We start from the raw sequence: 13,228 nt of genomic DNA, 5'->3' as shown, positions 1-13,228 counted from the left end.
CTTTCAATCGATTCTAGCTTTCCGGCGTCATTCCTTTGGCGGTAGTGTTCTGCTAGCGCGGAATAAACGCAGCGTAGGAGAGCACCCATGAGCGAACGTCTCGAAGATATCGCCGCCGCGATGGTGAGCGGCGGCAAGGGCCTGTTGGCCGCCGATGAGAGCTCCGGCACCATCAAGAAGCGTTTTGACGTCATCGGCGTCGAATCCACGGCCGATAACCGGCGCGACTATCGCGAGATGATGTTCCGGTCCAAGGAGGCGATGTCAAAATACATCTCCGGCGTCATTCTCTACGATGAGACCATTCGCCAGAAGGCCGCCGACGGCACACCGCTGGTCGACATCATCAAGGCGTCCGGCGCCATTCCCGGCATCAAAGTCGATCTCGGCGCCAAGCCTCTCGCCGGCTTTCCCGGCGACACCATCACCGAGGGCCTGGATGGGCTGCGCGAGCGGCTCGCCGACTACTACAAGCTTGGCGCCCGTTTCGCCAAATGGCGCGCGGTGATCGACATCGACACCAGTAAGGGCGTACCCTCGGCCAATTCGATCGCCTCGAACACCCACGCGCTGGCCCGCTATGCCGCGCTATCCCAGGAGGCCGGCATCGTGCCGATCGTCGAGCCGGAAGTGCTGATGGACGGGGCGCATTCGATCGACACCTGCTACGACGTCTCCAAGGCGACGCTGATCAAGCTCTACGACGAGCTTTACGCGGCCCGCGTCGTGCTGGAAGGCTCGATCCTGAAGCCGAACATGGTCATCTCCGGCAAGAAGTCGGGCAAGAGCGACAGCCCGGAGGAAATCGCCGAAAAGACGATAAAGCTGTTCCGCGAAGTGGTGCCGTCGGCAGTGCCCGGCATTGCCTTCCTCTCCGGCGGCCAGGAGGACGAGGAGGCGACCGCCAACCTCAATGCCATCAACGCCATCGGCCCGCATCCTTGGAAACTGACCTTCTCCTATGGCCGCGCGCTGCAGGCCGCGCCGCAGAAGGCATGGAGCGGCAAGGCCTCGAACATTGCCGCCGGCCAGGCTGCCTTCACTCACCGGGCCCACATGAACCATCTGGCGGCGCTCGGGAAATGGCAGCCGGCACTGGAAAAGGCCGCCTGACGCCATCTCTGAGCAGTGCATAAAACCCGGGCCGGCAGCCCGGGTTTTTGCTTTTTGCGGGCCGCCTTCCCACTTGTCAGGCGCCGACCGCTATCGGCCATGTCGGATCGCGCCGATGTCGAACGTCCTTGGCAGGAGAGGACAGGAGATGGTCATGCATCGCAATGCCGTGGTTTCGCGCGAAGACTGGTTCGAAGCGCATCGCAAGCATCTCGAACGCGAGAAGGAGCTGACAAAGTTCCGCGAGCTTATCGCCGCGGAGCGGCGGCAACTGCCCTGGTTCAAGCTGCGCAAGGATTATGTTTTCGAGAGCGAAGCGGGGCCGAAGCATCTTGCCGAACTGTTCGCCGGCAAGAGCCAGCTCATCGTCTATCATTTCATGATGGCGCCGGGCTCCGACCACCGCTGCGAGGGCTGCTCGTTCCTCGCCGACCATATCGATGGCGCCGACCGGCATCTGAAGCATCATGACGTCTCGCTGGTTGTCGTCTCGCGTGCGCCGCTGCTCGAAATCCTGCCTTACAAGCGGCGCATGGGCTGGAAGTTCGACTGGGTGTCGTCCTATGCGTCCGATTTCAACTTCGACCTGCAGGTCTCCTTCACCGACAGGCAGATCGCGGCGGGCGAAACCACCTACAATTTCGAGAAGCGCCCGCTGCGGTCGAAAGACCTGCCTGGCACCAGCATCTTCTATCGCAACGAGTGCGGCGACATCTTGCTCACCTTCATGTCGCGCGCCCGCGGCGGCGATGCGCTGATCGGCGCCTATCATTATCTCGACATGACGCCGAAGGGCCGCGGCGAGACGGGTCCCTATCACAACCTGATGGACTGGGTGCGCCTGCATGACGAATATCGGGACAAAGACAAGGATCGGTCGGACTGCTGCGCGTGAACGGCAGGACGCGCCACTCGCGGGCGGTCCCCTGAATATGGACAGGCCTATGCCCAGTGTCCAAGCACCGCCGCCAGCGAGATCGCGGCCATCGCAAGCAGCGCCAGCTTCCAAAAATCGCCGCGCCGCTTCAGCCCCGGCCAGCCCAGCGGCTTGATGACCTGGATCAGCATGATGCCGCAGATGACAAGGGCGAGCAGTTTCGTCATGCCGCCTTTGACCAGCATCGATGGCGACTGTCAAAGCTGTTCTCGAGCGCACCCTCGGGCGGAGCATTCCTGACAGAAATAGGGCCTATTCGAACGCTGCGAGCGGCCCCGCACCGTCTTTCTCCGCACCCTGCCAACCTCCTGACAGACTGCTGTCAGGAGGGGTGTGAGATACTCTTCCCATCAAAAAGAGAGGAGTGAGGTCATGAACGGTTTTACAATTCTGCGTAGTGTGCAGCATTATGTCGGCAGAATCCGCACCGTGCGCAACGAGATTCGCACCCAGCGTTTCCTGAACACCTTGCCGGCGGACATCCGCAAGGACATCGGCTGGCCGGACCTTTACCAGGGCCGCGTGCGCGAAAACTGAAATTTTGCCGCCGCGACTTGGATTGTGGCGGTAGCGCGCCCAGATGTAATGGCCAGCGATGTTGAGTTCAGGGAAAGAAGCCTTTGTTTGCCGGTAGCTTCGCCGCAGCCTCCTGACAGTATGTTGTCAGGAGGCATGCGGTAATTGGAGCGGCTTCGATCCTGACAGGAACGAACATGGTTCGACGATCCGGAGTAATCCGCAATGGTGAGAAGCTGGAACGACAAGCTGAACGCACCGGGCGTCAACCACATCAAGCCGTCGCCGCGACTGTCCTTCGGAGCGAAATCGTTGCCGCGCTGCGCAAGCGCGAAGGGCTTATGCTATAATCCTCGGGGGATCTAGCGATGCGTCGTGCTGACAGGCTTTTCCAGATCGTGCAGCATTTGCGGGGCGGCCGGCTGGTCACCGCGCAGAAGCTAGGCGCATGGCTCGAGGTGTCCGAGCGCACCATTTACCGCGACATAGCTGACCTGCAGTCGACCGGCGTGCCGATCGATGGCGAAGCGGGCGTCGGCTACATGATGCGGGAGGGATTCGACCTTCCCCCGCTGATGTTCACACGTGACGAGATCGTGGCGCTGGTTGCCGGCGCCCGCATGGTGCGCGCCTTCGGCGGCGCTACGATGGCGAGGGCCGCCGACGAGGCGCTGGTCAAGATCGGCGCCGTGCTGCCCGACACCGAGAAGGACCGCATCGCCCGCACCGAGATCCACACGCCGATGTGGGTGGTGAGCGACGCCGCGCGGGAAGCGATCGACCTGATCGAGCGCGCCATCGAGAAGCGCCAGGTGCTGACCATCGACTATTCCGACGAAGCCGGTCGCGGCACCGCGCGCGACATCAGGCCGTTGGGGCTGTGGTTCTGGGGCAAGGTCTGGACACTGGTCGCCTGGTGCGAGATGCGCGACGATTTCCGCGCCTTCCGCATCGATCGCATCGCCTCGGTCGTCATTGCCGGCCGCATCTTCAAGCCGGAGCGGGGCAAGCAGCTCGCCGATTTCTACCGCGCCGTCGAGCGCTCAGAGGATTACGGCATGGCCCCCGACCGCGCCGCGCGGACGTGACTTGCGCTTTTCTCCTTCTCCCCTTGTGGGAGAAGGTGGCCGCGAAGCGGCCGGATGAGGGGTGTTCCAGGGAACGCCGCGTCTCACTCCGCTGGAACACCCCTCATCCGTCTCGGCGCTATCGCGCCGATCCACCTTCTCCCACAAGGGGAGAAGGTAAGAGCGCTCATTCCTCGTCTTCGTTCTTGTCCTTCGACTTGAGCGCCGAAAGCTTGGCGAAGACGGCGTTGGCATCGAGCTCCTGGTCCTCGTCCTTCGGCTTCTCCGGCGCCGGCACCAGCCGTTCGGTGAGCGCGGCGGGCAGCAGCGTGTCGCCGACCGGCTGCGCCGGCTCGCGGCCGCGCGAGGCGCGGTTGACTTCGAGGTCCAGGTCGATCTGCGAGGTGAGGCCGAGCGTCACCGGATCCATCGGCTGCAGATTGGCCGAGTTCCAGTGCTTTCGTTCGCGGATCTGCTCGATCGTCGACTTGGTGGTGCCTACGAGACGGGCAATCTGCGCATCCTTGAGCTCGGGATGGTTGCGCACCAGCCACAAGATGGCGTTCGGCCGGTCCTGGCGCTTCGACAAAGGCGTGTAGCGCGGGCCCTTGCGCTTCGATTCCGGCACCCGCACCTTCGGCTCCGACAGCTTCAGCCGGTAGTTGATGTCCTTCTCGCCGCGCGCGATCTCGTCGCGCGTCAGCTGACCGGTGATGATTGGGTCCATGCCCTTGATGCCCTGGGCCGACTCGCCGTCGGCGATCGCCTTGACCTCCAGCGGATGCAGCCCGCAGAACTGCGCGATCTGCTCGAAGGAAAGCGCGGTGTTGTCGACCAGCCAGACGGCGGTCGCCTTGGGCATCAGCAGCGAATTGGCCATATCAAAAATCCTTCTCGTTCGCCCGCGTTCCCGCGCGGGCGGTGGTTTTAGAGCCACCAAAATGGGAAATTCGCGGCCTGTATAAACGCTCCCTCCAATTTTCGCAATGTTTTTGGAAGGGCCGATTCAAGGCCCTAAAAAGACAAAACCCGCTGGACGAGGTCCAGCGGGCTTGGAACCGGAAACAAAGCAAGCGTCTCGACGGCTCTGGCTTGCATGTCGCAGCCCGACCGCGAGGCCGGGCTGCGTCTGATTACACCGCCTGGCGGGCGATACGCTCGATGTCGGCCCGGTTAATGCCGAGGTCGCTCAGCTGGCGGGCATTGAGCTTGTTCAATTCGCGCACGGTCTCGTTGTACATGCGCCACTTACGGAAAGCACTGATCGGGTTCATGATGGTTCTCCAGTCGTTTGGTCAAATCGTTTGATGCCGCGTAAATAGGCACTCCTGCCCACAAATTGAACGGACGCTTTTGCATGGCCGCAATGCGTTTTGTGCAATGCAGCATTAAGGTTTCGTTCAGCTTGGAGCCGGACACGCGCCGACGCCAGGATGGGTCGAGATTCAGGTCAGGCCGAGTCGAAAATGGTGGACTTCGAGAACCGGAGCGGAGCGTACTTTAGTACGCAAGCACCGGAAGCGCAGAAGCCCGGCATTTGCAGGCCGCCTCACCTGAATAACGGCCCATCCTACTCCACGTCGAGGACGATCTTGCCGATATGCTCGCCCTCTTCCATCCGCTCGTGCGCCCGCCAGGCTTCGGTCAGCGGAAAGATCATGTCCATCACGGGAGCCACCTTGCGCGTACCGAGCAGTGGCCACACCTGGGCCTCGAGCGCGGCTGCGATCGCCGCCTTGAACTCGACGGTACGCGGGCGAAGCGTCGAGCCGGTATGGGTCAGCCGTTTCACCATGATCTTGGAGAAGTCCGCGCTGGCCACGGCCCCGGCCTGCACCGCGATCTGTACGATGCGCCCTTCGACGGCCGCGGCATCGTAATTGCGCCCGACATAATCGCCGCCGACCATGTCGAGGATGACGTCGGCGCCCTTGCCATCGGTCGCATCCTTCACGGCGGCAACGAAATCCTCCTCGCGGTAGTTGACTGCCCGGTCGGCGCCGAGCTTCAGGCAGGCGTCGCATTTCTCCTTGCTGCCGGCGGTGGTGATCACAGTGGCGCCGAAGGCCGAGGCGAGCTGGATGGCGGTGGTGCCAATGCCGGACGAACCGCCATGGACAAGCAGCGTCTCGCCTTTCTTCAGGCCGCCGCGCTCGAATACATTGTGCCAGACGGTGAAGTAGTTTTCCGGAACCGCGGCGGCTTCCGAATGCGTGAAACCCGCCGGCAGCGGCAGCACGCTGCCGGTATGAACCTTGACATATTCGGCATAGCCGCCGCCCGGCGTCAGCGCGCAGACCCGGTCGCCGATGCGCCAGCGCGATATCTCGTCGCCGAGCGCCGCGATTTCGCCCGACGCTTCGAGGCCCGGCAAGTCGGATGCACCGGGCGGCGGCGGATAGGCGCCCTTGCGCTGCTGGACGTCCGGCCGGTTGACGCCGGCCGCGTGCACCCGGATCAGCACTTCGCCGGGGCCGGGCACCGGCACGTCGCGCGTTTCCGGCTTGAGCACCTTTGGCCCACCCGGTTGCGAGATCGCGATGGCCGTCATCTTCGCCGGAATCTTCTGTCCGTTTGCCATGATATCGTGTTCTCCCTGTATCCCGGTCTATCGCCGCCCGTTTGCATCGGCGCCGCTGCCTGGAGCAGTTCGGCGCTTGAAGAAGCGCCAACCTGCTCCAACTCTTTGTTCCTACGCTATTCCGGGCGGAAAACCGCCACGCATTTTTCCCGGAATTGCTCTATGTATGCCGATTGCCAAATCAGGCAAATGGCCGAGTAAGAGAGGAGCGACGGATGGCGATCTTCGACGACGAACCCAGGAAAAAGCAGCGCCCGCACGAGATCGGCCAGGACCTGTCTTTGTTGTCCGTCGACGAATTGTCCGAGCGCATCGCATTGCTGCGCGACGAGATCGCCAGGCTGGAAGCCGAGCGCACCGCCAAGGGCGCCACCAAATCCGCCGCCGAGTCGCTGTTCCGCCGCGGATAAATTGTTCGGCGTGCTCTCTCGCCGCCGAAAAGCCCGAATACATCTGTCTTCAGGCCCTGCGTCTCGAACCCGGATCAAGCGATGTTTGCAACCTACAGACCGATCCTCTCGCTGCTGCGCGGCACCGCGTTCCTGCTCGCCGCATCCGGCCTGCACGGGCTGCTCCTGCCGCTGCGCGGCCAGGTGGAAGGCTTTTCGACCGCATCGCTCGGCCTGATGGGCACGGCCTGGGCCGGCGGCTTCGTCGCCGGCTGCTTCTTCGCGCCGCGTCTCGTGCGCCGCGCCGGCCATGTCAGGGCTTTCGGCGCCTTCGCCGCGTCGGGCGCGATCATCGCGCTGCTCACCGGCCTCATCATCGACGAATATTTCTGGATCCTTTTGCGCGCCTTCACCGGCTTCACCATGGCCGGGGCCTTCATGGTGATCGAGAGCTGGCTGAACGAGAAGGCCACCAACGAGAACCGCGGCACCGTCTTCGGCCTCTATATGATGGTCACCTATGCCTCGATCATGGGCGGCCAGATGATCGTCGCCGGCGGCGATGTTCGGTCGGCCTCGCTGTTCATGATCACCGGCATCCTGTTTTGCCTGTCGCTCATTCCGACGGCCGTGTCGACGCAGTCGCATCCCAAGCCCCTGCAGGACGTCAAGCTCGACGTCAAAAGCCTTTACGCCAACTCGCCGGTGTCGGCGGTGGCCTGCCTCCTGATCGGCATCGCCAACGGTGCTTGGGGCACGCTGGGCGCCGTCTATGGCGCGCGCGTCGGCATATCGACCGCCGAGATCGCGCTGATGATGAGCCTGGTGGTCATTTCCGGTGCCGCCATGCAGCTACCGGCCGGGCGGCTGTCGGATACAACCGACCGGCGCTTCGTGCTGGCCGGCGCAGCCTTCGGCGCAGCCCTGGTCGCGATGCTGATCTTCCTGATCGCGCCGCGTTCGGGCGTTTTCATCATCGTGATGACCGCCGCCTATGGTGCCTTCGCCTATACGCTCTACTCGATCGCCGTCGCTCATGCCAACGACCACGCCCGCTCCGAGGACTTCGTCAAGGTTTCGGGCGGTCTGCTCTTGCTCTACGGCTTTGGCACGATGATCGGCCCGCTTTTGGCCGCGGCCTTGATGGGCTGGGTGCGTCCGGAGGGGCTTTTCCTGGCAACCGCGCTCGCGCATCTCAGCCTCGCCGGCTACACGCTGCTTCGCATCCGCGCCCGCGCGCCGGTGCCGATCGAAGACCGCGATGCCTTCAAGACGCAGCCCGCGGACCGCGCCGTCACGCCCGAGGCCACGCGGCTCGATCCGCGCAGAAAGGTTGAAACCGATAGTTGAGATTCGCGAGACTTTGCCTCACAAATAAAGGCATGATGTTTTCTGACGCCTTTATGGCGATAGCCGATCCCAACCGGCGCTATCTCTTGGAAGAACTCCGGCGCGGCCCGAAGACGGTGAACGAATTGGCCGCCGGATTGCCCGTCTCACGCCCGGCGGTTTCCCAGCATCTGAAGGTCCTGCTGGACGCCGGCCTGGTCAACGCCAAGCCCGAAGGCACAAGGCGCGTCTATACTGTCAGCAGCGCCGGCTTCCTCAGGCTCAATATCTGGCTCGACCAATTCTGGGAAACGGCGCCTGGGGAATAGTCTTTGGCGTTTGATGCATGTCGCTCGGAAGTGTGCAGCGGTTCTGAGACAACGACACGCGTCAAGACCCAGAGCGCGATGCGCTTTGGCCGGAGCCCTCAGCTCCCAGTGCCGTCCCGAGCGCGTCGAGCAATTCGCCGGTGCCGTGCTCGCGGGTGGCCGGTGAGTCGATGCCGTCGAAAAAGGCGCCCTGTTCCGTCAGGATGAGCCGCGTTCCCTTGCCTTCGGCGATGAGCTCGATCGTCGCAAGCGACACGGAGACTCGGGTTTCGCCGAACAGAAGCTCATAGCTGTAGACGATGCGCCGGTTGGGCACGATATCGTGATAGATCGCGTTGTAGAAATGCATCTGTCCGTCGCTGGGACAGCCGGCATTCACTTCCTTGCCGCCGACCCGAAAATCCATCTCATGCCGGCTGGGCGTGGGGTTGTCGAGGTCAAAGAACCAGCGCTTCTTCGCCGTCGGATCGCTCAGCGCGAAATAGACCTTCTCCGGCGCCGCCGGATAGACGCGCTCGATGACGAAGGTGCAATGGACGACGGATCGTTCGCTCATGACGGGACCCTTCAGGTTTCATCTTTCGTTTCAGCGAGGAAATCGCCGAGGCGGTCGAGCCGACGCTCCCAGGCAAGCCGCCGCTCGTTGATCCAGTGCTCGGCGGCCCGAAGCGCCTGCGGCTCGATCCGGCAGGTCCGCACCCGGCCAAGCTTTTCGGTCCGCACCAGGCCGCTTGCCTCAAGCACGTTGAGATGCTGGACGACGGCCGACAACGACATCGCTAACGGTTCAGCAAGCTGGCTGACCGAAGCCGGCCCGCGCGACAGACGGTCCACCATCTGCCGCCGCGCCGGGTCGGCGAGCGCCTGGAACATCAGGTCGAGCTGGGCGGGATCGTGGAGCATCTCGCTCTAGCCGTTATTGTACGGAAAGAGCTTGAAGTAAGGTCCCGCTTCCTCGATCACCCGGGCGAAGGACGGGCGCGCGAGCAGCCGGTCGTGGTAGCGTTTCAAGGCCGGGAATTTTTCGCCGAAGGGCTCGACCTTGTTGGCGTAGAACAGCGCCGGCGAGGCGGCGCAGTCGGCCATGGTGAAGCTTTCGCCTACGGCCCAGGTCCTTGCCGCCATCTCCTCGTCGACAATGGCGTAGGAGTTGCGCAGCTGCGCGCGGGCCTCCTCGACCCCGAACGGATCGGTCTTAACCGGCGGCCGCAGCCTGTCGCCGACGATCTTCTGCATCGGATGCTGCACGTAGAAATCGTAGAAGCGGTCTGCCTGGCGGACCTGCAGGGCGAGATCGATATCGGCGGGAATGAGCTCGACCGGCCCGGGGTAATGCGCGGCGAGATATTCGACGACGATTGTCGATTCCAGCACCGTGCGGTCCCGCGCATCGTCACGCAGCGCCGGCATCTTGCCGGTCGGCGACACTTTCAGGAATGCGGCGCGGGAAGCCTCGTCGCCGAGGTCGACAATGACCGGCTCGAATGGCGTGTCGTTCTCGTAAAGCGCGATTAGCGGCTTCCAGCAGAACGAGGCCAGCGGGTGGAAATGCAGCGTCAGGGACATTCCGGCTCTCTTTCGCATTCGGATAATCGATACTGAAGTAACTACTTCACTATTGTCGCGGACGGCTCGAGTCAAGCCGGCGTCTTGCCGGCGCTAGCCGTGTGCGGCGATGGCCTCGATGATCTGCGACCAGTCGTTGCGATGCAGTTCGTGGCCGCCCCCTTCGACCTTGACCAGCTTTGCGCCGAGAACCGCCTTGGCGAGCGCCTCGCCATGTTCGATCGGGAAGAGCGGATCGGCGGTGCCGTGGATGACGAGCAACGGCACGCGAAGATCCCGCACCGTGCGTTGCGGGCCTCCGCCCTTGAGCAGGAAATGATTGGTCGCGCTGACCAGCCCGCCGGAACGGCCGTAATCCTCCTCGATCATCTTGCGCGTCTGCCCCTCGTCGAACGGATGGCGAGTGCTGGCAATGGCACGGGCGTCCTTGACCATGAAGTCGATCACCTGCTCCCGCTTCGACCAGTCGACATTGCCGCCTTCGGCCGAGTGCTGCTTGTAGGCTTCGGTCGTTCCGGGCAGGCCGGATGTATCGACGCCGAGCGGCGAACAGGAGATCACGGTGAGCGCGCTGACGCGTTCGGGATATTTCAGCGCCACGCTCTGCGCGAGCATGCCGCCCATCGACATGCCGGCGACATGCGCCTTGGCGACGCCATGGTCGTCGAGCACGCGCATGGCGTCGTCCACCATATCCTCGAATGTGTAGGGCGGCGCGCCCGGCGGAAATTTGGTCGATAGGCCCGTGTCGCGGTTGTCGTAGCGGATGACGAAGCGGCCGCGCTCGGCAAGTTGCCGGCAGAAGGCTTCCGGCCACCACAGCATCGAAGCCATGGCGCCCATGACCAAAAGGATCGGCGGATCTTTCGGACTGCCGAAGCTTTCCGAAATGATGTCGGGAAGCTGCGCCGCGTTGGTCATCTGCTCCTCCTATCCGATTGCAATTTGCAATCAGTTGCACGATAATCAAACCGATATCATAATGCAACTGGTTTTTCTGGAGAGTGCCATGAGCATCGACCGTCGGTCCGGCTGCCCGATCAATCTGTCGCTCGAGGTCTTTGGCGACCGCTGGAGTCTGATCATCCTGCGCGACATGATCTTTGGCGGCAGGCGCCATTTTCGCGAGTTGCTCAACGGCTCGCTGGAAGGCATCGCCTCCAACATCCTGGCCGACCGGCTGAAGCGGCTGATGGAGCTCGGTCTGCTGACCAAGGCCGACGACCCCAGTCACAAGCAGAAGGCGATCTACAGCCTGACCGAGATGGCGATCACGCTGGTGCCGATCATGGCGCAGCTCGGCGCCTGGGGACGCGTCTGGCTGCCGGTCACGGAAGAATTGTCGATCCGCGCCGAGCTGCTGGAAAAGGGCGGTCCGCCGCTATGGGAGCAATTCATGGACGAACTGCGCCATGAGCATCTCGGAGCGCCATCGAAGACGCCGCCAGGCACGCCGACCGTGCGCCAGCAACTGCGCGCTGCCTACGAGGAAGTGGTCGCGCGAAAAGCTGAGGCAACGTCAATTTAAGTTTATATCCCGGCTGGCCGACCGCATCGACACCGAGAAGCCGGCCAGCACGTCGAACAGCGCGATGACCATCAGCGTGAAGAAGACGGAGTGCGCCGCGCCTTTCACCAGCAGGAATTCGACCAGGAAGGCGATGAAGACCAGCGTCGACAAAAGGTGATCGAGGATCGAGGCATTGGTGGTGCGCACCGATTTTGAGATCTCGACGAACAGGAAGATCAGCCCGATCAGCACCATCAGGCCACCGAGCGTCATCGAGAACACGCCGCCCGACATCATGCGGAAGGAGAACATCTCAGTCGTCCAGGGATCGTCGCCGCCGCCGAACAATCCCAGCAGACCGAGATTGTAGAGGACGAAGGGCACGATCAGCAGCGGGATGGCACCGAACATCTGGGCGACTCCATGGCACCCCTTTTGTAAAATCCGCGGCAGGCGCGCCGTCAAGGCTTTTCGCCGGCGGCGGCGAACACGCTCTAAGACCTAATGAAATAACAATGTCAGCCGGTTGTCCGGCTTTTCTGCAGCCTGCGAGGCCCAGGTCTCCCTCAACCAAGGGCCGCACGCAAAAAGACCGGCCAGAGGCCGGTCTTTGAAACGTCACGAACCGCGGAAGCCTCTCAGCTTTCCTTCGGCTCAAGAACCTGGCGGCCGCGATACATGCCGGTCTTCAGGTCGATGTGATGCGGGCGGCGCATTTCGCCGGAATTCTTGTCCTCGACATAGGTCGGGGCCTTGAGCGCGTCGGCCGAGCGGCGCATGCCGCGCTTCGACGGAGAGGTTTTTCTTTTTGGAACGGCCATGGATATGCTCCACTACATGGTCAAAATGCCCCGGCAACCCTCGCGAAAGGGCCGCATCGAGGCCATAATCTGAGAAAGTCGGGTGCCTATACACGCCTTGCGCCGTTTTGGCCAGCGCCGGCGCGAATTTTTTTGCCGCAGGAGGACAGGAACTAGATGTGTCGAGATTCAAGTCAGGCCGAGCCGAGAACGGTGGCCACCGAGAACCGGAGCGGAGCATACTTAAAGTACGTGAGCACCGGAAGCGCAGGTAGCCGCCGTTCGCAGGCCGGGCTCACTTGAATATCGATGCACCTAGTCAAGGCAGCCGACATAGGCGCCTGACCTGCTCGCGCGCCGCTCGATCAGCGAGGCCAGCCGCCGCAGGCCCGGCCCCGGCCTGGCGGGATTGCGCGCGATCGGGTTGGGCAGGCTGACGGCAAGCAGCGCCGCCTGCCGGCGCGACAATTGCTTGGCAGAGACGCCGAAATGATGCCGGGCGGCGGCCTCGATGCCGTAGATGCCCGGCCCCCATTCGGCGATGTTGAGATAGATTTCCATGATCCGCCGCTTCGACATCACAGCATCGAAATAGACGGCCAGGGGCAGCTCGACCACCTTGCGCACGCTGCCCAATGGGCGCGACCACAGAAAAAGGTTCTTCACCGTCTGCATGGTGATGGTGGAGGCGCCGCGCGTCGCCTCGCCGGCCAGCGCGTCGTCGACCACGCCGCGCAACTCGCCCAGATCGACGCCGCGATGAAAGCAGAACTGCCCATCCTCCGACATGATCACCGAATGCGCCAGCACCGGCGCCACGTCATCGATCGACACCCAGCGCCGGTCGTAGCCGGAAAAAGTCACGATGTCCTTCAGCATCAGCGTCGAGACCGGATGCACGAAAGGTGGCAGATAAAGGAAGGTGAGCACGACCGGTATGACTGCCAGCACGAGCGCCACGACCAGGCAACGCCGGCCAAGCCGCTTGAGACCGGCGCGGTTCAGGCGCCGACGTCGCGCCATGTCCAGCCCTTCGCTTTCATATTCGACGATCGGTTCCGTCAAGCCGTCCACCCGTGCCTCGCCTCCTC

Annotated in this window: 19 protein-coding genes; 8 read left to right on the top strand and 11 right to left on the bottom strand. The window is 62.9% G+C overall.

The window, feature by feature from the left end; genetic code table 11:
• Positions 1 to 87: 87 nt before the first annotated feature.
• Both LB538_RS17495 and LB538_RS17490 read left to right on the top strand, forming a co-directional pair.
• Complete coding sequence (locus LB538_RS17495) at positions 88 to 1,113, top strand: class I fructose-bisphosphate aldolase (protein WP_224527125.1); 1,026 nt, start codon at positions 88 to 90, stop codon at positions 1,111 to 1,113.
• A gap of 154 nt (positions 1,114 to 1,267) precedes the next feature.
• Positions 1,268 to 2,008 (top strand): DUF899 domain-containing protein, encoded by a 741-nt coding sequence (locus tag LB538_RS17490; protein WP_224527123.1) that lies wholly within the window; start codon positions 1,268 to 1,270, stop codon positions 2,006 to 2,008.
• A 47-nt stretch (positions 2,009 to 2,055) separates the two neighbouring features.
• Here the strand turns inward: LB538_RS17490 and LB538_RS17485 are convergent, their stop codons facing one another.
• A complete protein-coding gene (locus tag LB538_RS17485; protein ID WP_042641561.1) occupies positions 2,056 to 2,235 on the bottom strand; it encodes a hypothetical protein in 180 nt (59 codons plus the stop codon).
• 187 nt (positions 2,236 to 2,422) lie between these two features.
• Between LB538_RS17485 and LB538_RS17480 the strand changes: the two genes are divergently transcribed.
• Together LB538_RS17480 and LB538_RS17475 are read left to right on the top strand one after the other, a co-directional pair.
• On the top strand, positions 2,423 to 2,587 hold the full coding sequence (locus LB538_RS17480) for a hypothetical protein (RefSeq protein WP_095767353.1): 165 nt from the start codon (positions 2,423 to 2,425) through the stop codon (positions 2,585 to 2,587).
• 347 nt (positions 2,588 to 2,934) lie between these two features.
• Positions 2,935 to 3,654: a helix-turn-helix transcriptional regulator gene (locus LB538_RS17475; RefSeq protein WP_095767352.1), complete on the top strand. Its 720-nt coding sequence runs from the start codon at positions 2,935 to 2,937 to the stop codon at positions 3,652 to 3,654.
• Positions 3,655 to 3,820: 166 nt separating this feature from the next.
• On the opposite strand, the gene LB538_RS17470 is transcribed toward LB538_RS17475, so the two are convergent.
• From LB538_RS17470 to LB538_RS17460, 3 genes are all read right to left on the bottom strand, one after another.
• Positions 3,821 to 4,513 (bottom strand): DUF1013 domain-containing protein, encoded by a 693-nt coding sequence (locus tag LB538_RS17470; RefSeq protein WP_224532567.1) that lies wholly within the window; start codon positions 4,511 to 4,513, stop codon positions 3,821 to 3,823.
• Between the two features lie 253 nt (positions 4,514 to 4,766).
• The gene (locus LB538_RS17465) at positions 4,767 to 4,907 is read right to left on the bottom strand and encodes a DUF1127 domain-containing protein (RefSeq protein WP_095767350.1); all 141 of its coding nucleotides are present in this window, start codon (positions 4,905 to 4,907) and stop codon (positions 4,767 to 4,769) included.
• Positions 4,908 to 5,203: 296 nt separating this feature from the next.
• Positions 5,204 to 6,214 (bottom strand): NAD(P)H-quinone oxidoreductase, encoded by a 1,011-nt coding sequence (locus LB538_RS17460; protein WP_224532568.1) that lies wholly within the window; start codon positions 6,212 to 6,214, stop codon positions 5,204 to 5,206.
• 215 nt (positions 6,215 to 6,429) lie between these two features.
• Here LB538_RS17460 and LB538_RS17455 point away from each other — a divergent pair, with 215 nt between their 5' ends.
• The 3 genes from LB538_RS17455 (at position 6,430) to LB538_RS17445 (ending at position 8,261) form a co-directional block, all read left to right on the top strand.
• Positions 6,430 to 6,624: a DUF1192 domain-containing protein gene (locus tag LB538_RS17455; protein ID WP_095767348.1), complete on the top strand. Its 195-nt coding sequence runs from the start codon at positions 6,430 to 6,432 to the stop codon at positions 6,622 to 6,624.
• Between the two features lie 81 nt (positions 6,625 to 6,705).
• On the top strand, positions 6,706 to 7,953 hold the full coding sequence (locus tag LB538_RS17450) for an MFS transporter (protein WP_224532569.1): 1,248 nt from the start codon (positions 6,706 to 6,708) through the stop codon (positions 7,951 to 7,953).
• A gap of 32 nt (positions 7,954 to 7,985) precedes the next feature.
• Complete coding sequence (locus LB538_RS17445) at positions 7,986 to 8,261, top strand: ArsR/SmtB family transcription factor (RefSeq protein ID WP_140841513.1); 276 nt, start codon at positions 7,986 to 7,988, stop codon at positions 8,259 to 8,261.
• A 61-nt stretch (positions 8,262 to 8,322) separates the two neighbouring features.
• On the opposite strand, the gene LB538_RS17440 is transcribed toward LB538_RS17445, so the two are convergent.
• From LB538_RS17440 to LB538_RS17425, 4 genes are all read right to left on the bottom strand, one after another.
• Entirely contained in the window at positions 8,323 to 8,817 is a 495-nt protein-coding gene (locus LB538_RS17440; protein ID WP_224532570.1) for an SRPBCC family protein, read from the bottom strand.
• Positions 8,818 to 8,828: 11 nt separating this feature from the next.
• On the bottom strand, positions 8,829 to 9,164 hold the full coding sequence (locus tag LB538_RS17435; RefSeq protein ID WP_095767344.1) for an ArsR/SmtB family transcription factor: 336 nt from the start codon (positions 9,162 to 9,164) through the stop codon (positions 8,829 to 8,831).
• 6 nt (positions 9,165 to 9,170) lie between these two features.
• A complete protein-coding gene (locus LB538_RS17430; protein ID WP_224532571.1) occupies positions 9,171 to 9,827 on the bottom strand; it encodes a glutathione S-transferase family protein in 657 nt (218 codons plus the stop codon).
• Positions 9,828 to 9,920: 93 nt separating this feature from the next.
• The gene (locus tag LB538_RS17425; protein WP_224532572.1) at positions 9,921 to 10,748 is read right to left on the bottom strand and encodes an alpha/beta fold hydrolase; all 828 of its coding nucleotides are present in this window, start codon (positions 10,746 to 10,748) and stop codon (positions 9,921 to 9,923) included.
• Positions 10,749 to 10,836: 88 nt separating this feature from the next.
• Here LB538_RS17425 and LB538_RS17420 point away from each other — a divergent pair, with 88 nt between their 5' ends.
• Positions 10,837 to 11,355 carry a winged helix-turn-helix transcriptional regulator gene (locus LB538_RS17420; RefSeq protein ID WP_224532573.1) on the top strand — a complete coding sequence of 173 codons (519 nt, stop codon included), beginning with the start codon at positions 10,837 to 10,839 and terminating at the stop codon, positions 11,353 to 11,355.
• Here LB538_RS17420 and LB538_RS17415 read toward each other — a convergent pair.
• The 3 genes from LB538_RS17415 to LB538_RS17405 all read right to left on the bottom strand — a co-directional run bounded on the left by LB538_RS17415 (position 11,347) and on the right by LB538_RS17405 (position 13,211).
• Positions 11,347 to 11,748, bottom strand: a complete 402-nt coding sequence (locus tag LB538_RS17415) for a hypothetical protein (RefSeq protein WP_140545089.1) — start codon at positions 11,746 to 11,748, stop codon at positions 11,347 to 11,349. The genes LB538_RS17420 and LB538_RS17415 overlap by 9 nt on opposite strands.
• Positions 11,749 to 11,975: 227 nt before the next feature.
• Entirely contained in the window at positions 11,976 to 12,158 is a 183-nt protein-coding gene (rpmF, locus tag LB538_RS17410) for a 50S ribosomal protein L32 (protein WP_006203806.1), read from the bottom strand.
• Between the two features lie 294 nt (positions 12,159 to 12,452).
• Positions 12,453 to 13,211 (bottom strand): transglycosylase domain-containing protein, encoded by a 759-nt coding sequence (locus tag LB538_RS17405; protein ID WP_224532574.1) that lies wholly within the window; start codon positions 13,209 to 13,211, stop codon positions 12,453 to 12,455.
• Positions 13,212 to 13,228: the final 17 nt, after the last annotated feature.

Origin of the sequence: Mesorhizobium sp. Ca11 (assembly GCF_020165275.1) — a bacterium.
In the GTDB taxonomy this organism is placed as follows: domain Bacteria; phylum Pseudomonadota; class Alphaproteobacteria; order Rhizobiales; family Rhizobiaceae; genus Mesorhizobium.
Note: the sequence above shows the minus strand (reverse complement) of the source record. Positions and strands in the feature narration are given on the sequence as shown.